General features: G+C 39.8%; 13 protein-coding genes. 3 read left to right on the plus strand and 10 right to left on the minus strand.

Annotated features, from left to right (window positions below):
* Positions 1–5 precede the first annotated feature (5 nt).
* From EKM81_RS00640 to EKM81_RS00650, 3 genes are read left to right on the plus strand one after another with little or no spacing between them, the layout of a single operon-like run.
* A complete protein-coding gene (locus EKM81_RS00640) occupies positions 6–1880 on the plus strand; it encodes a beta-N-acetylhexosaminidase (protein WP_125646858.1) in 1875 nt (624 codons plus the stop codon).
* A gap of 29 nt (positions 1881–1909) precedes the next feature.
* A complete protein-coding gene (locus EKM81_RS00645; RefSeq protein ID WP_125646861.1) occupies positions 1910–2584 on the plus strand; it encodes a DUF624 domain-containing protein in 675 nt (224 codons plus the stop codon).
* The gene (locus EKM81_RS00650; protein WP_164509138.1) at positions 2577–4799 is read left to right on the plus strand and encodes a helix-turn-helix transcriptional regulator; all 2223 of its coding nucleotides are present in this window, start codon (positions 2577–2579) and stop codon (positions 4797–4799) included. The genes EKM81_RS00645 and EKM81_RS00650 overlap by 8 nt, the downstream gene beginning before the upstream one ends.
* Before the next feature lie 134 nt (positions 4800–4933).
* Here the strand turns inward: EKM81_RS00650 and EKM81_RS00655 are convergent, their stop codons facing one another.
* From EKM81_RS00655 to chvE, 10 genes are all read right to left on the minus strand, one after another.
* Complete coding sequence (locus tag EKM81_RS00655; RefSeq protein WP_125646867.1) at positions 4934–6181, minus strand: glycoside hydrolase family 27 protein; 1248 nt, start codon at positions 6179–6181, stop codon at positions 4934–4936.
* 51 nt (positions 6182–6232) lie between these two features.
* The gene (locus EKM81_RS00660; RefSeq protein ID WP_125646870.1) at positions 6233–7675 is read right to left on the minus strand and encodes a glycoside hydrolase family 43 protein; all 1443 of its coding nucleotides are present in this window, start codon (positions 7673–7675) and stop codon (positions 6233–6235) included.
* 68 nt (positions 7676–7743) lie between these two features.
* Positions 7744–9345, minus strand: a complete 1602-nt coding sequence (locus EKM81_RS00665; RefSeq protein WP_125646873.1) for a xylulokinase — start codon at positions 9343–9345, stop codon at positions 7744–7746.
* Between the two features lie 162 nt (positions 9346–9507).
* The gene (gene araA / locus EKM81_RS00670) at positions 9508–10932 is read right to left on the minus strand and encodes an L-arabinose isomerase (RefSeq protein ID WP_125646876.1); all 1425 of its coding nucleotides are present in this window, start codon (positions 10930–10932) and stop codon (positions 9508–9510) included.
* A gap of 350 nt (positions 10933–11282) precedes the next feature.
* On the minus strand, positions 11283–11984 hold the full coding sequence (locus EKM81_RS00675) for an L-ribulose-5-phosphate 4-epimerase (protein WP_125646879.1): 702 nt from the start codon (positions 11982–11984) through the stop codon (positions 11283–11285).
* 161 nt (positions 11985–12145) lie between these two features.
* A complete protein-coding gene (locus EKM81_RS00680; protein ID WP_125646882.1) occupies positions 12146–13228 on the minus strand; it encodes a GntR family transcriptional regulator in 1083 nt (360 codons plus the stop codon).
* Positions 13229–13394: 166 nt separating this feature from the next.
* On the minus strand, positions 13395–13733 hold the full coding sequence (locus EKM81_RS00685) for a PTS sugar transporter subunit IIB (RefSeq protein ID WP_125646885.1): 339 nt from the start codon (positions 13731–13733) through the stop codon (positions 13395–13397).
* A 15-nt stretch (positions 13734–13748) separates the two neighbouring features.
* Positions 13749–14891 carry a multiple monosaccharide ABC transporter permease gene (gene mmsB / locus EKM81_RS00690; protein WP_379880177.1) on the minus strand — a complete coding sequence of 381 codons (1143 nt, stop codon included), beginning with the start codon at positions 14889–14891 and terminating at the stop codon, positions 13749–13751.
* 72 nt (positions 14892–14963) lie between these two features.
* A complete protein-coding gene (gene mmsA / locus EKM81_RS00695; protein ID WP_125646890.1) occupies positions 14964–16484 on the minus strand; it encodes a multiple monosaccharide ABC transporter ATP-binding protein in 1521 nt (506 codons plus the stop codon).
* 77 nt (positions 16485–16561) lie between these two features.
* The gene (gene chvE, locus EKM81_RS00700; protein WP_125646894.1) at positions 16562–17662 is read right to left on the minus strand and encodes a multiple monosaccharide ABC transporter substrate-binding protein; all 1101 of its coding nucleotides are present in this window, start codon (positions 17660–17662) and stop codon (positions 16562–16564) included.
* Between the last annotated feature and the right edge of the window lie 65 nt (positions 17663–17727).

Genomic DNA, 17727 nt, shown 5'->3' on the forward strand with positions numbered 1-17727 from the left:
TAGCCATGATTAAACTTAACTTAATACCATTACCAGAAGATTTGAAACCTGGTTTAGCGATTATGGGTTCCGAATTGAATTTCCAACTTGATTCACAGGGTATTGCGATTCAAGTAAATGCAGTTAAGACTGCTAATCACGTTCACTATAACGGAATTACTGGGGAAATAAGTTATACCTCACGTGTTAGCTTTTTTAGAAATCTAACTGTGCTTATTCATCAAATTAAACAACAAGAAGCTTTTGACCACAGTGAAACTGTTCAATTCACCACTACTGGTGTAATGGTTGATATGTCGCGTAACGCAGCCCTACATCTCACTGGTTTGAAAAAATTAATTCGTCTGCAAGCGCGACTAGGGCTCAACTCAATGTTGCTGTATATGGAAGATGTCTTCGCTATACCAGAATATCCTTATTGGGGCTACCAACGTGGTCGTTTAAGTGAAGATGAACTCCGCGAGGCAGATGATTATGCGAATCATCTAGGAATCGAATTAATTCCTTGTATTCAAACCCTCGGCCATCTTTTGAATCCAATGCGTTGGCCATTTATGCAAAGTTTAGCGGATACACCTGGCATTTTACTTGTTGACGACCCTCGAACTTATCAATTTCTGACTGCATTGATCCAAGCTGCTAGCCGACCATTTCGAACAAATAAAATTCATATTGGGATGGATGAGGCTCATGATTTAGGCCGTGGCCGCTATCTTGATCAGCATGGACTGGTACCACAAACCGAAATCATGTTAGCCCACATCAAGAAAGTGGTGGCTATTACTGAGACTCTTGGACTAAAACCAGTCATGTGGAGTGACATGTGGTTTCAAGCAGCTGGCTACAATTACGGTGATGTAAAGACTAAATTCCCGCCAGAACTTAAAAAGCAAATTCCTGCAGTTGGACAAATGTATTGGGATTACTACAACGACAATCAAGAGCACTATGAAGAGCTCTTCAAAATTCATCAGGAACTGGGCCAACCTGTCTCCTTTGCTACTGGTGTTTGGACATGGAACGGCATTGCACCAAATTATGGAAAAACCTTGGCAACTATGAAGGCTGGAATGAATGCGGCTAAAGTGACTAAACTTGATACAGTTTATGTCACCATGTGGGGTGATGATGGCGGCGAAACACCTTTTACCGCGGCGGCTTTAGGACTTCAATATTTTGCAGATCAAGTTTATGCTAAGAAGGCTCCCGACATGTCTCAATTAGCGTTAAGTTTCCACCAATATCAAGAAAAATCTAGCCAAATTTATTTACTCCTAGATAAATTCGATCAATTACCATTTTTGACAGCTGGCAATCCAGATGCAACCAATCCTAGTAAAATAATTCTGTATGAAGATTTACTATATCCGTTATATGCCAAAAATTTAGACAATCCGCAAATCATTAAACACTATCAACTATTGACTAATGAATTAGCAGGTGCTATTGCTAAGTTGTCAAAACCATCACTATTATTTAACTTCTATCATTTATTAGCTGAAGTCATTAGTTTGAAATTAACCGTAATTCAACAAATTCACACGGCCTACCAGACTAACAACCATGAAATCATGACAACTGCTATAAAAGCCATCACAAAACTAAGCGATTTATTAACTCAACTTCGAGATTACCACCGAGAAATATGGTACCAATTGTATTCACCTTTCGGTTGGGAAGTTTTAGATATCCGATATGGTGGTCTGATCAGTCGTTGTGATTCGGCTAAATGGCGCTTATTACAATGGCAAAACGGCCAGGTAAATGAACTGGCTGAACTTGAGGAACCACAATTACCACTTGGGCAAACTAGTCAAACTTCGCTTGGACGAGGTCTATATGCAGATACAGTGACTGTTAGCAAAATTTCTGGTGTTTAGTTCATTAGTATGATAAGGGAGGAATCACCATGCAAAGAATGGAACCACGCGGTATTGTTCGTTACACACTAATTCTAGGGAAAATACTATTGTTAGGCCTAAAACTTCAATTTCTTTGGTTGATCTACACTTTTCGTGGTTTAATTATTTTGGGGATTTTTCCAGCAATTGCTAGCTGTGTCAAGTTACTAGAACGACGTTTTAACGCCACTGATGGTTTACTAGCACAACTGACCGATGATAAACTTTCTTGGTCCACCCTAAACCGTGAATTTAAAGAATTTTATCAACAATCTTTCTGGGAAATAAATGCAATTGGTTATTTGGGTGGACTGATTAGTACCACGTTAATCGTTGACTTAGCCGTGAATCGTGCTTTTATTAAATCGGCCGCTTTACAATACGGTTTAATTGTGTTGCTCTTGATGGTTATGATTTATTGGCTCTATGTTTTTACAATTTATGGTCGTTATCAACTTAGCTTTTGGCAATATTTTCGGCAATCTTTGATTATCTCAATAGCCAAATTTACAAATACTTTGGCTATTTTGGTGGGTACTATTCTCGTAACAGTTTTACTCGTGACTTTTCCAATTTTGACCTTAACTGCCTTAGTTCCGCTTTACCTGACACCAATGATTTGGTTTTCACTTCATTCCTGTCTGGCCGTTGAGGCGGTGATTTCTAATGATTCTCATGCCTAAATTCTTACGACGCTTTGTACACTGGCAACCCAAGAAAATCATGTCCATGTATTTAGCCTTCTTTATTGCCGTTTTTTTGTTACCGGTGCTGCTTTTAACAGGCAATTGGATGCGTAATGAGCTGAATCGTCAACAAGAGAACATTGTCGCCACCCATGACCGAGCGCTTAAACAGACTACGGCTAACTTAGATGATACAATTTCCCATTTAATTACAACTGCCCATCAGATTTCATTGGACACAGCTTTTATTGGCGCGCCCCAAGAGTATCCAGATTTTGAACGAATTGAGCAGGCCATTGACCGCTACAATTTAAGTAGCCAATTGATCACGCGAACTTTCATTCATATGGATAGTACTCCGGACACACTTTATTCGGCAGATGGCACTTACACCTTCTCAGAAGCTAGCAATAAATACGGGCTTTTACCAACACGTATCAATTCTAATCAGCGGCTGAATATCTTACATGATAATGCCCCAACTTTACTAACTGTTCCCACCAATAGTTCAACTGATCAGATGACATTGGTTGTTCCACTAATTCCATATTCTGGTGGCAAGATGGGTGAGGTCTTCTTCTCCTTAAATACTCGCGAAATTCAAAATCTTCTTGCAAATGCCAGTTCAGCTAGCCAAGTTCTGGGTCTACAAACTACTACGCATAATCTAATCTTGCCCCAGACAAAGTTGGCTAATGTTGCGTTAGATCAACCAACAGCAGTGTCGCACTCGCGAATAAAAGTGCTCACTAATCGAAGCTCTTTAGGATTATTTCGGTTAACATCATATACGCTACCAGCGCCACGAGCTGCTGCGCTGTTTGGCTTTTTAGGTCGCTACTTATGGCTTTTTCTGACGGTCTTCTTAATTGGTGGTTTATTGATTTGGCGATTTAGCAATCGACAGTATGATTTAATTGCCCGCCTGGAACAATCACTACCATTTTCAACTGAACTTAGTGGTAGTACTTCGGAAGCTTTAAATTTGCAAAATGCCATTGAGGATTATATTGCTGAACATCAAGATTTAATTGAAAACTCACGAATGCAATTACCATTCGCTCGCAATCAAATTTTACAACTCATTTTGAATGGTAAAGTTAGCGGCATAACTTCAATCAAACATTTTCTAGATATTGTCGACTTAAAATTACCACATCCTAATACGGTTATTATTCTCAGTGATCGCGACGCAGAATGGCAAAATCATGTCCCACACGAACCAACAATCAAAGCTGACTACACCGTTGCCTTTATCTTCTACGAGAAACACAGCCAAATCGTGACCTTGATTAACTATGACGATGAGATTGAAATCAAACCCATTATTGCCAAATTACGACAACAACTTACTTTTATTCAACCAAGTACCACATTAGTTGTTAGCCAACCATTAACTAACTTGGCTGACCTTCATGACACTTATATTGAAGTTATCTCAGGAATTGTTGCGGTGACACCAGAATCTGGCAAAACTATTTTCTATAATGAGGTCAAACCCACAACAGCTAGTAATGATGACTTCTTCGATTTTAATGCTGAGTTGAAATTAGAAAATAGCTTACGTCATCAAGATTATGAACAATCTCAAGAAGCTTTCGAAATCTTATTTAACCTCGCTTGTCAAAACTATGATCCAAATTCACGTTTTGATTTAGGAATGTCCAGCTTAATTGCCAAGATTATTCGGGCAGACTATCAACAAAATGCTGCCTTCAATGATCGGTTGATCCGCCAGCTTTTGAATATCGAATCAACCAGTCAATTACATGGCATTTTGCTCAAAACAATTCGTCGAATTACTAGCTATCAGCCTGATACAACTAGTTCTGCTCCAGATAATCTACTTCAAAACCAGCCTGATGGAGAACTTTTGAAACAATATATTATTGCGAACGTTAGCTCACCAACAATCTCTTTAGTTGATGTTGCTGATCATTTTGGGCTTTCTGTTTCTCACACCAGCCGCTATATTAAAGAAATTACCGGTAAAACTTTTACTGTCTTTGTTACCGAACGGCGGATTCTTAAAATCCAGCATGAGTTATGTACAACCGATTTAGCAATCAAAGATATTATCCAGCAAAATGGTTACTATGACGTTGCAAATTTCACCCGTAAATTTAAAAAACTTACTGGTTTTACTCCTGGTGAATATCGTCGTGCTTACCAAGACTCTGATGACTGTTCTTCAGAAATTAACCACGCATAACAGAACTAATTATTTATCAACCATACAACTGAAAACTAAAAATTATCGCAAAAAGGCGCTCAACTAATTTCCATTAATTGGAAGTAGTTGAGCGCTCTTTAGATAACACTTTATGATTCACAGGAGTAAGCTAGTTATTCCCGACCCAAAAAAGCACCGTGGCTTGCAACCTGTAAATCAGTAGTTAATGGTTGCGTTTGACCACGCCATAAATCAGTGGCGGTGGTTGCCTTTAAGTGGTCGATAATTGTTTGTGGCACTTGGCGATTTTGATCAGCCAAATTAAAAATTGCTAAATAGGTGTCGGTCTGACTATGGGCCTGCCAAACGCGCCAGTCATCTTGATTAATGATTTCCCGTTGCTCGATCAAAGAATGGTGCATGGCTAGTACATCCCGATTGGTTAATAAGGCTAACGTTTCTGGAGCTAAATCCGTTAACCGACCACCAAACATTAATGGTGATTGGCAGATGGTCCAAAGCGTCATCAAGCTGTACTGCTCAGCTCTAGTAAAGTGGCTAACGTTATTTTCACCATAACGCAGACGAACATGGCCAAAAGGAATCATATCGCAATCTGGCCAGTTACCGGGGCGAATAAATGGTGACCATTCAGCCGCGCGGTCGAACATATTGCGTAACGCGGCCCAATCATCCCAGAAATCATCAGTGATCCGCCACATATTGGCATTATTCTGGAAGAAGGTGCCATTCTTTAAAGCGGCTGGCCCTGGTGACAACGATAAGACAATTGATCGGCCAGTTTGATCAATAGCTTGACGAATAGCTTGAATTTCTGGCTTATGCGCGTCGTGATACAATTTGGCATCAGCAATGTCGTCAACTTTAATAAAATCAACACCCCAGCTCGCATACAAGTCAAATAAAGAATTGTAGTATTGCTGACCCGCTGGTAAACTGACATCCACGCCATACATATCAGAGTTCCATTCACAAATATTATTCATGGCGATCTCACGTGCGCGTACATCTGTGCCTAAAATAGCAGTATTTTGAACGACTACCTGCCGCGGAATCCCACGCATCATGTGCATCCCAAATTTCAAACCTAAACTGTGGAGATAATCGCCAATTGGCTTAAATCCTTGACCATTAGCTGCTGAAGGAAAGCGTTCGACAGCCGGTATCAAGCGCGAATATTCATCCATTCGTAAAGGGGCAAATTGGTGATAGGCCATTGAATCAGCGGTAGGTTCACTCCACTGAATATCAATGACAAAATAATTCCAACCAAAGTCTTTTAAATGCTTAGCTTGATACTCGGCTTGGGCCCGAACTTCATCCTCCCGAATGGAAGCACCATAACCATCCCAAGAATTCCAACCCATTGGTGGTGTTTTAGCAAAATCTAAATACGACATGATTAATTTTTCTCCTTTAATGCTACCGTTGTGCACGGCGTTATAACAGAATCATTTTGTTGCTTTACGAACGAGAAATAGCGGTTCTCCAGCTTGATCAGTGCCGGTAAAACACATGGTCTGTTTCTTAGTATACTCATCCCATTGAGAAATGAAATAGCCATGATATTGATGTTTTCCTAGCGTTAAAATACTCTCTTGTCCATTTGCTTGAAATGCCAGCTTTGCCGTTTGGTTTGCCTTCACCCGACCGTTACTCTTAATAGTTAAATCGTTAGGTGTCGTGATCTTAGCTGATATTGTTTTATTAAACTGAATGGCTTGATAGTCACCAATGACTTGCTGCAAATCATACTTAGTTCTAGTTTCACCAGCATAACGTAACGGCGTTGCAACGGGCCAACCTGCTTTAGTAAAGAACAACTGATGAACGCGATCTTGATAAACTTCACCTTGATTAGGGAAACGCGTATGGAAAATCATAAAATACTTCTGACTGCTTTTTTGATAAATTGCTGAATTGTGTCCTGGTGAAACATAACCGCTATGAAATGGTTTCTTAGTATCAAAGGTATAATTACCAATTAATTTGACCCCATACTTGGCAATAGTCTCGTCGTCGAAGGTGGTGCCATTAGGACCCCGAAGCTTACGGAAATCATGGCCTTGAGCATCAACGTATGGACCATCTGGATTCTTGGCCCGAGCTACTCGCAGATTATAACCACCATCAGCGGCAAGACCGCCAAATGATAAGAACAGATAGTAATAATCAGTCTGAGCATTGTACAACACATAAGAGCCCTCAATGCGCAGATGATTACCACCTAATAATCGTTTACCATAACCTTGACCAGCCTCTGGTAAGCCAGTCTTTTCATTCATCTTCAGAATAAAAATACCACCAGAATAAGAGCCATAAATCATCCATAATTTACCATTCTTATCATGAAAAGTGTGCGGATCAACGACATTGGGCTGCTTAGTGGCATCGTAACTGGCACCATCCTTAATTGCGTTGCCAGAACGAAGGAACACCCCCTGGTCGTGATATGGGCCAGTAATTTTATCAGCAGTGGCTAATCCTAGCACTGATGTGGGATTATCGCCCTCGCAAGCACAATAATACATATAATATTTACCATCAGCGAGCCGTTCAATGTCGCCGGCCCATAAGGTATCACTATTGGTATCACTGAAAACATCGCCGAGATCACTTTGAATGTCGGGAAACATCGTCTGATCAGCGACACTAGTCGATAATTGCCGCCAATGAATAAAATCTTTTGTTTTAGCCGTCTGCATATGAGACCCAATCACATAATATTGCCCAGCCGCCTTAATCACTGACGGATCGTGAACGGAAATATCAGTAAATTTTGGATCTGTTAGTTTTTGCTTGACGGCAGTTGGTTGTTGCTGACATCCAGCTAACAGCCATAAACTCCCAATTAGCCCAACTAGAATAAATTGCCAACTTATTTTTCGTTTCATTTACTCAACCCATTTCTATAGATTATGTGCAGCCAGTAGCTCCCGCCCCTGTATTGGATCGAATTTAACTACTTCTGATCAGGTAAGACTTGGGCGCTTTTAACAATGGCTAGGCCTTGTTGATAGCGGGCAATGAATTGATCGAAGCCTTGGACGCCAGCAGCTTGGGGTGCCAAAGTGCTGCTTGCTGGTTGCTTGAAAACACAACGATCCAAATAATCGGCTAGATCTTCGTCCGGTTGCTTAGCTAGGACGTAAGCGGCTAAGACCGCCATACCCCAAGGCCCACCTTCACCAGCGTTCTTCATAACGATGATGGGTGTATTTAAAGCATCAGCTAAAACTTGCTGAGCAATGATTGGCGTGCGGAAAATACCACCTTGGGCAATTAAAACGTCAGTGCTGATCTGTTCTTCCTTGGTCAAGATATCCATACCGATTTTCAATGGTGCGAAAGCTGAATACAATTGTGTCTTAATAAAATTGGCCAAGTTAAACTGACTATTCGGCGTCCGGACAAATAAAGGTCGGCCAGCCTGCACGTCAGTAATATTTTCACCGGAAAGATAAGCATAATTGACTAAACCACCGCAATCTGCAGTCCCCGCCGTTGAAGTGGCAAACAAAGTGGCATACAGCTGATCTGGCGTCACCTTTTGACCTAAAGCTTGGGCAACCTCGCCGAATAAACTGATCCAAGCATTAATATCGGAAGTACAGTTATTGGTATGAACCATGGCAACTGGTGCGCCTTCAGGAGTGGTTACCAAATCAATATCGCGATGAACTTCATGCAACGGCTGGTCTAAAACCACCATTGAAAAAGCCGAAGTGCCAGCAGAAATATTACCGGTCCGTTTCTTAACACTATTGGTGGCGGTCATCCCCGTACCAGCGTCTCCTTCTGGTGGTGCCATCACTGCACCAGCTTGTAAATCACCACTAGGATCAAGTTTGGCTGCCCCAGCCGCTGTTAAGTGGCCAGCAACGGTGCCAGCGACCAAAACTTTTGGCAGTAAGTGGGTCAATTTGAATTGATAGCCCAAAACATTGGTATAGCGCTCAAACTGTTCAATTTTTGTCTGGTCATAATCATGACTGGCTTCATCAATCGGGAACATCCCCGAAGCATCACCAATTCCCAGCACCTTCTCGCCAGAAAGTTGCCAATGCACGTAACCGGCTAAAGTCGTCAGGAAATCCACTTGTTTAACATGGACTTCTTGGTTCAAAATGGCTTGGTATAAATGGGCGATGCTCCAGCGTTGAGGAATATTAAAATTGAACAATTTGGTCAACTGCTCACTGGCTTCACCGGTTGTATTATTGCGCCAGGTCCGAAACGGCACTAACAGCTGGTCATTAGCATCAAAGGCCAAATAACCATGCATCATGGCACTAACACCAATAGCACCAATTTTTTGTAATTTTACTTGATATTTGGTGGCTACAGCTTGTTGTAATTCTTGATAGCTGGCCTGAATGCCTTGCCAAACTTGATCTAAGGAATAAGTCCAAATGCCATCAACATATTGGTTTTCCCAAGAATAACTACCCGCGGCAATCGTGGAGAAATCAGAGCCAATCAAAACTGCTTTGATCCGCGTCGAGCCAAGTTCAATTCCTAAAGTCGTTTGTCCGTTGCTTAACTCATTTTTATAATCAATCATTTTCGTCACCTATTCACCATTCTTAATTATCAGGATAAAAATGGGACTGGTACAAAACGAAGTGTTTTGAACCAGCCCCATTTTTCTATTAAGCTAAACTTCGTTAATATTCATAATCGACAAATATCTTCGCTTTTCTAGGAGGAGAATTACCAAAGAGAATTATTGAATATCAACAAATTTTAGTTCGAATAACTTGGCTAAATCGGCTAATTGCTGGTTAGTAATCTTAGTTGAGAAGACCGTGTGGTGGCCGCCACCATTCTCAATCCATTCCGTCGCGCCATGCTTCAAGCCAGCTTTAGGTACCCACAATTGCCGCGCAACTGGTAAATGTGGTGCTGGTTGATCTGGCTTCATCGCCGTTACTGGATAACCAATCAAGCGATATTCATCACCAAAATCAGACATCGTCACATCAATTGCATCGCCATTAACACCATCGAAAACTAAACGAGCTGGATCTTCACGATCACCAATACCTAATGGGTGAACTTCAACCCGTGGTTTCGTTGAGGCCAAGGTTGGATCAACTTCCAACATATGGGAGCCAAGAATTTGTTCGTGACCTTTCCGCAAGTCCAAAGTGTAATCTTCCATAAAGCCAGTTGCCTGATTATGACTAACAATCTTCAACAACCGATCCAAAGCGGCTGTCTTCCAATCACCTTCGCCAGCAAAACCATACCCTTCACGGTTTAAGAGCTGTACAGCTAAACCAGGTAATTGTTTGATGCCCCAAAGATCTTCGAAGTTCGTGGTAAAGGCAGAGTAGCCACCACGTTCAAAGAAACGCTCCATGGCAATTTTTTCTTGTAATTGATAACGGACATGTTCCTTGAAGAATTCAGGGTCGTTGTCCCCAACAACTAAATCATAGCGGCTGGCCAAATCAGCATATTCTTTGTCAATATCGGCTTCACTGACTTGCTTCATCTCAGCAACTAAATCGCCGATCCCGAAGTAATCAACGGTCCATCCGAATTGGATTTGGGCTTCAATCTTGTCACCTTCAGTAACGGCCACATTCCGCATGTTGTCGCCAAAACGAGCAACTTTGATTTTGAAGCTTTCGTTGTAACCAACAGCCACATCCATCCAGTCGGCAATTTCGTGTTGCACTTCTTCATCGCCCCAGAAACCGTAGACAACTTTATTATGTTTACGTAACCGAGCGTTGATGAAACCATATTCGCGGTCACCATGAGCACTTTGGTTCAAGTTCATGTAATCCATATCAATGGTTGACCAAGGAATATCATTACGGAATTGAGTTGCCAAATGAAGTAACGGCTTTTGTAATAATTTAGTCCCACGAATCCAGTTTTTAGCCGGTGAGAATGTGTGCATCCAAGTAATGACCCCAGCCACTTCATCATTGAAGTTAGCTTCTTTCATTGCCGAAGTAATGGTCTCAGCATCAATAGCCACTTCTTTGAATTCAACCGGATAAGGCAATTGCTTACTATCATTTAAACTAGCCACAATTTGCCGAGCATCCTTCTCAACAGCTTTTAAATCATCTTCGCCATAAAGCGCTTGACTACCAACAATAAACCAAAATTTATATTCAGGTACAGCTAACATATAAAAAACTCCTTTTTGAAATAAGTTGTGAGGGGCAGTGGGCTTTCGTCCGTGACATACGTGCAAAAACAGAATAGTGTCTGTCTCTGTTCCGGGCTGCTTGGCGTGGAACGCGGCCGACACTAATTGATGCCAATTACAAATCGAATTGTCATCAATCTAGGTCTTGTTCTAAGTGGCCTAGCCACTAAGAACAATTTGGCGGCTGACGCCAAGATCCCTCCACGCCGTCTGGAATTGAAGTGATTCACTTTATCTTTGCTAGTAATCAATACAGTCACTGTATGATTGCAGCAAAGACTCGATTTATGCCACAGTTACCTAGCAAGTTTGCTCCGAACACGTTTCAATTATTTTTTCTGACCATAATAAGCATTAGCACCATGTTTCCGGAAATAATGCTTATCTAGTAAATACTGGGGTACTGAAACATCGCCATGACCTTGTAATTGCAAAGTGTGATAAGCCATTTCAGCGCTAACTTCCAAGACCTTGGCATTATAAACAGCTTTTTCAGCAGTCGCGCCCCAAGTGAAAGGACCGTGATCTTGAACTAAAACTGCAGGCACATCCATTGGCCTTAAGCCACGTTCTTTAAATGTGCGCACGATGACTTTACCAGTATTTTCTTCATAGTCATTTTCAATTTCTTCTTTAGTTAAGGCATCTGAAACTGGCACTGGACCATAAAAGGTATCAGCATGCGTCGTACCAGTGGCCGGTAAGTCCATGCCAGCTTGAGCGAAAGAAACGGCCCATGGTGAATGCGTATGAACAATGCCACCTAATTCTGGAAAGGCATTGTACAAAACGGTATGAGTTGGGGTATCACTGGAAGGATTCAAATCACCTTCGACAACTTTGCCATTTAAATCAACCACGACCATATCATCAGGGGTTAATTTATCATAATCAACACCAGATGGCTTAATGACGAACAAACCCTTGTCACGATCAATTGCACTGACATTGCCCCAAGTGAAGGTGACTAAATCATACTTGGGTAACAGCATGTTGGCTTCATAAACTTCTTTTTTTAAATTTTCTAGCAATTTTTTAACTCCTTTACTGGCTGAATTAGCAGACTAACCCACCGAATTTTTAATCAACTGATAATTGGTTAACTCGCTACAAGAGGATATAAAAAAGAATCCTGATGTAATTGCTTACATAAAGATTCTAAAATATTTGTCCGTATAAGTCAATGACTATTTTATTTATCCGTTATATTTTTGATGGATTTTCGTAAAATCAGTTCAGGTGCATAAATAATGGGCTTAACCGTTTTGCGATTTATCATTTCTAACATCAGTGCACCCGCATCATGTCCCATCTTTTCTTTAGGATGAGCCATAGTTGTTAATGCCGGATCTACAAACACAGATAACTGATAATCATCAAACCCAACAATCGATAAATCGCGAGGCACATTCAGATGTAGCGACTTAGCAAAAGCAATCAATTGAATTGCTAATTGATCATTGTAGCAAACAACTGCAGACGGCCGATCAGTTCGTTGTAGAATCTCTGCTACTCGTTTAAAAACAGTTTGCATATTGTCCTTGGTCTGAAACATCAGAATTTCGCTAAAGGCGGACTGTGCCGAGTGCTGTTGATAGGACTTGATATAGCCATTCATTCGATGGATTCCCTGTAAATCATCGGTTTTAAAAATTCCTAAAATTCGTTGATGACCTTCTGTAAATAACTGATTGGTTAATAGTTCTGCACTTTGTGTGTCGGCAACTTCAACATAAGGAAACTTAAATTCCTCATAATGGGCGTTAATAAATAATACTGGTAAATTTAAAGTTTGGAGTTTTCGATAAAGATCAAAGTTTTCCTGATTGATTGCACTTTGTGTTGGCTCAATAATTAAACCTGAGAGATTATTCTCCATCATCTTCAATAAGCTGGTTCGTTCCTTACGAGGATCATTTTGTGTGTTACTGAGAAGCAACGAATAACCATTATTTGAAATTGTTCGATCAATTCCAGTAATAATATTTGGAAAAATATAATTAGCGATGTGGGTCGTGATGACACCAATCATTTTGTTTTTCAACGTTCGACTTTCTTGCTTTTCCCAGTCATCAACAAAATTACCCCCGCCTTGAATACGGTAGATATAGTGGTCATTCTCTAAGTCGCCAATTGCCCGACGCACAGTGTAGCGACTAACTTTAAAAGTCTGCATTAATTCAGACTCAGTAGGTAGCTTGTCATTAACTGCGTATTTTCCCGCAAGAATATCTTCTAACAATTTCTTCTTGATTTTTTCATACTTAGTTGGCATTATATTTTTTCCTGACTATACGTTTCAAAATTTATTAATTATAAAGGTTAGTATAAACGGGAAAAATCTTTTTTTCAATAAATTATTATCTTTCAATATTTATACGGATAAATAAAAGATTCTGAACCAAGTCTGATTTTCTTAACTTGATCCAGAATCATTCAAATTACACTTCAATCTGTAACAATTTCATACTATCAGCTAATACTGCCTCACCATTAAGTGTCTGATAATCTTCGTTAGAGATTAACTTATAAGGCACTTTTTTATAGGTTAAATAATCCTTTAATCGTTCAATCTCATATTTTGATTGTGGCCCAATCAATAGTGCATCAACTGGTTCGTTCTGGATAATTTGATCAGCAAGAATTGCCGGTGCCGAGTAGACATGGACATCTAAGTGATGTGCATCAGCAGCTGATTGTACATTCTTCACCAGTAGTCCAGTTGTGATTCCCGCCGTACAAATGAGTAAAATATGTTTAATCTTCTGTGTTTCTCCCATTCATTTTCACCTCACCTATGCAACTTTCTTGCGCTTATTATAAACATCCAACACTACAGCTAACAGCAAAATCAGACCTTTGATAGCTTGCTGCCAATCAACACCAACGCCCATAATTGACATTCCGTTATTTAGCACACCCATAACTAAGCCCCCGACAATAGCACCGAGGATTGTCCCAATACCGCCTGAGGTTGAAGCACCACCGAAATAAACTGCAGCCATAGCATCTAGTTCAAGTGAAGTACCAGCTTGTGGCGTAGCTGCATTTAATCGTGCTGCTAACACTAATCCCGCTAATGCGGCCATAACACCCATATTTACAAAAACCCAAAAAGTGATTTTTTTGGTCTTAATACCGGAAAGTTCAGCTGCTTTTTTATTGCCACCAGTTGCATAAATTTGACGTCCAGGAACTGTCTTATTCGTTAAAAATCCGTACGCCGCAACAATAACAGCTAAAATAATTAAAATAATCGGATAGCCAGAGTATGCAGCAAAGATATAGGTAACACCAATAACAATAACGCCAGTAAAAATTGCCTTAAAAATAAAAGCATAAATTGATTCTACCTCGAATAAATTACTTTTATGATGTTGCCGAGCCCGCCATTGGTTATAAATTAATACTGCTGCCAGCAGAACGCCAATAATCATTGTTAAATAATGTAAATGTTCTCCTCCAGCAATATCTGGTAAATATCCAGTTGCCATTTTTTGGAAAACCTTTGGAAAAGGCGCCAAGGACTGACCGCCAAGAACGACCTGTGTTAGCCCGCGAAACATTAGTAAGCCGGCTAAAGTTACGATAAATGCCGGAATACCAACATGGGCAACCCAAAACCCTTGCCAAGCACCAATTAAAGCACCAACCGCTAAACAAGCAATAATTGTTACCCAAGGATTCATCTTATTATTAACCATCATGATTCCGGCAATCGAACCGACAAATGCCATAACAGATCCAACTGATAAATCAACATGACCAAGCAAGACTACTAACAACATTCCCGCCGCTAATATCAGAATATGACTATTCTGCAAAACTAGGTTAGTCACATTTAATGGGCGCCAGAAAATACCACCGGTCATCACCTGAAATGCAATCAATAAAACAATTAAAATGATAACCATACTATAGCGGCTAAAAATATCCATGACTTTATCTTTAATACTTGATTTCTTCTTATCTACTTTCACTTCATTGACTTCATTTGTTGTTTCCATTACTTACGCCTCCATGGTCATCAAACTCATTAATGTTTCTTGATTTGCGTCTTTTCTAATGACTTCACCTGTCATCTTGCCATTACTCATTGTATAGATTCGATCACACATCCCAATTATTTCAGGTAGTTCTGAGGAAATAATGCAGATACTCTTACCCGAAGCTGCCATTTCTTCAATAATTGTATAAATCTCATATTTAGCACCGACATCAATCCCGCGAGTCGGTTCATCCAAAAACAGGATATCTGGCTCAGTCATCAGCCATTTTGCTAAAACAACTTTCTGCTGATTACCACCACTTAAACTACCAACATTTTGAAAAATCGAACTATATTTTGTTGACATTTTTTTATTTAATTTTTCTGCCGACTTTATTTCTTGGTCCTTATCAAGAATGCCCTTCTTACTTATTTTATTTAAACTTGCAACCGACGTATTCTCTCTGATATCCATTAACAAATCCAGCCCTAACTCTTTACGGTCTTCTGATACATATGCCAAACCGTTATTAATTGCATCGGCTACATTTTTTACAGAGATTTCTTGACCATCTTTATAAACATTTCCCTGTATATCGTTACCATAAGAATGACCAAAGACGCTCATCGCAAATTCCGTTCGGCCAGCACCCATCAAACCTGCTATACCAACAATTTCACCACGCTTAATATTAAAGTCTTTCACATTATCAACTACTCGATTACTATCGACCGGATGATGCACCATCCAATTCTTAACTTCGAAATGTACATCGCCAATCTTTGGATGTCGATCAGGAAAACGATTGGTTAATTCACGTCCAACCATTCCACGAATAATACGATCTTCACTAATTTCTCCCTGATTCAATGTTTCAATCGTTTTACCATCCCGAATAATTGTAATTCGATCAGCGACATTAACAATTTCACTTAATTTATGTGAAATGATAATCGAAGTGATGCCTTGTCTCTTAAACTCTCGGATAAGATCCAATAGGTTGGCGCTCTCTTCTTCGTTCAAAGCTGCTGTGGGCTCATCTAAAATCAATAATTTAACCGATTTAGAAAATGCTTTTGCAATTTCAACTAATTGCTGCTGTCCAACACCAATTTGGGATATTAAGGTATTAGGACTTAACTTTAGGCCGACCGTTTTTAACAAGTTGACGGTTTTCTTTTCTGTTAAGTCCCAATCAATTACCCCATGATTTGCTTGTTCATTACCTAAAAAAATATTTTCTTTAACTGATAAATAAGGACTAAGGGCTAATTCTTGATGAATAATAACAATACCTTTATTCTCACTGTCGCTTAAATCTTTAAACTTACAAGTATCGCCATTATAGACAATGTCTCCGTCATAACTACCATACGGATATAAGCCACTTAAAACATTCATTAGAGTAGATTTCCCAGCGCCATTTTCCCCACAAAGGCCATGAATTTCACCACGCTCAATATTTAAATTGACTTGATCAAGGGCGCGAAATCCGGAAAATTCCTTAATAATATCCTTCATTTCTAAAATGTAGTCTGCCATATAACCTCTGCCTTTCTGACAACATTTTCGTTAAATAGAGAAAGGACCGAAGCCAGTTCGATCCCTACCCACTTCAACTATTCTTTTAATTGTGATTCCTTGTAATAATCTGTATCGATTAATTCTGCCTTGTAATTTTCCTTATCAACAGAAACCGGCTTAGAAAGGTAGGTTGGCACAACTTTCACACCATTATCGTATGTTTTCGTGTCATTAACTGGCACTTTTTTATCAGCACTGATAGCCTTGATCATTTCGATTGTATTCTTTGCCAAAATACGGGTATCTTTAAAAATTGTTTCAGTTTGTTCACCTGCGATAATAGATTTAACACCAGCAACTGTTGCATCCTGACCAGTAATAACGGGTAACTTCTTACTGTCAGATCCATAACCAACACCTTTAAGTGAAGAAATAATTCCTAAACTAATAGGGTCATATGGTGACAAGACTGCATCTAAATTTTTATCTGTATAGTTTGCGCTTAATAAGTTGTCCATCCGTGCTTGAGCTGTCGAACCATCCCAACGAAGCGTAGCAATTTGATTGAATTTAGTTTGACCAGATGGTACAACTAATTGTTTGCTCTTCATATACGGCTTAAATACAGACATTACCCCGTTATAATTAATTAGAGCGTTATTATCATCTGGAGAACCACCAAACAATTCAATGTTGTAAGGACCTTTGCCATCTTTCAGTCCTAACTTATCTTCGATATACGAAGCTTGTAAGACACCAACACCGAAATTGTCGAAAGTTGCGTAATAATCAACATATTTTGAATTCATCAATAATCGATCATAAGCAATTACTTTAATATTTTCTTTATGTGCCTTTTCCAAAACATCAGTTAATGCAGAACCATCGATGGAAGCAATTACTAACGTATCTACACCCTTAGTAATCATATTTTCGATTTGCGCAACTTGGTTTTCGACTTTATCTTCACCATATTGCAAATCTGTTTTATATCCTAATTTTTTGAGTTCTTTAACCATGTTATTGCCATCCGCAATCCAACGCTCTGCAGATTTAGTTGGCATAGCAATCCCCACATACCCCTTATTTCCAGCACTATCACCCGAACTAGACTTTTTACTACACCCAGTTAACGCACCAAATCCCAATAACAGAGCGGCCATGGTAATTACTGCTTTCTTCAAATTAATTTTCATGCACCTGAAACCTCCATCTCATCTGTTTGATTACTCCGTAAGTATAGCGCTTACATTTTGGCGTT

The organism is Lapidilactobacillus gannanensis, from assembly GCF_003946675.1.
Lineage (GTDB): Bacteria > Bacillota > Bacilli > Lactobacillales > Lactobacillaceae > Lapidilactobacillus > Lapidilactobacillus gannanensis.

Coding starts and splice junctions, on each gene's coding strand:
- araA (WP_125646876.1), bottom strand. CDS start 10,932: ATGTTAGCTGTACCTGAATATAAATTTTGGTTTATTGTTGGTAGTCAA.
- EKM81_RS00660 (WP_125646870.1), bottom strand. CDS start 7,675: ATGAAACGAAAAATAAGTTGGCAATTTATTCTAGTTGGGCTAATTGGG.
- EKM81_RS00650 (WP_164509138.1), top strand. CDS start 2,577: ATGCCTAAATTCTTACGACGCTTTGTACACTGGCAACCCAAGAAAATC.
- EKM81_RS00665 (WP_125646873.1), bottom strand. CDS start 9,345: ATGATTGATTATAAAAATGAGTTAAGCAACGGACAAACGACTTTAGGA.
- EKM81_RS00655 (WP_125646867.1), bottom strand. CDS start 6,181: ATGTCGTATTTAGATTTTGCTAAAACACCACCAATGGGTTGGAATTCT.
- mmsB (WP_379880177.1), bottom strand. CDS start 14,891: ATGGATATTTTTAGCCGCTATAGTATGGTTATCATTTTAATTGTTTTA.
- EKM81_RS00645 (WP_125646861.1), top strand. CDS start 1,910: ATGCAAAGAATGGAACCACGCGGTATTGTTCGTTACACACTAATTCTA.
- EKM81_RS00640 (WP_125646858.1), top strand. CDS start 6: ATGATTAAACTTAACTTAATACCATTACCAGAAGATTTGAAACCTGGT.
- EKM81_RS00685 (WP_125646885.1), bottom strand. CDS start 13,733: ATGGGAGAAACACAGAAGATTAAACATATTTTACTCATTTGTACGGCG.
- chvE (WP_125646894.1), bottom strand. CDS start 17,662: ATGAAAATTAATTTGAAGAAAGCAGTAATTACCATGGCCGCTCTGTTA.
- EKM81_RS00680 (WP_125646882.1), bottom strand. CDS start 13,228: ATGCCAACTAAGTATGAAAAAATCAAGAAGAAATTGTTAGAAGATATT.
- mmsA (WP_125646890.1), bottom strand. CDS start 16,484: ATGGCAGACTACATTTTAGAAATGAAGGATATTATTAAGGAATTTTCC.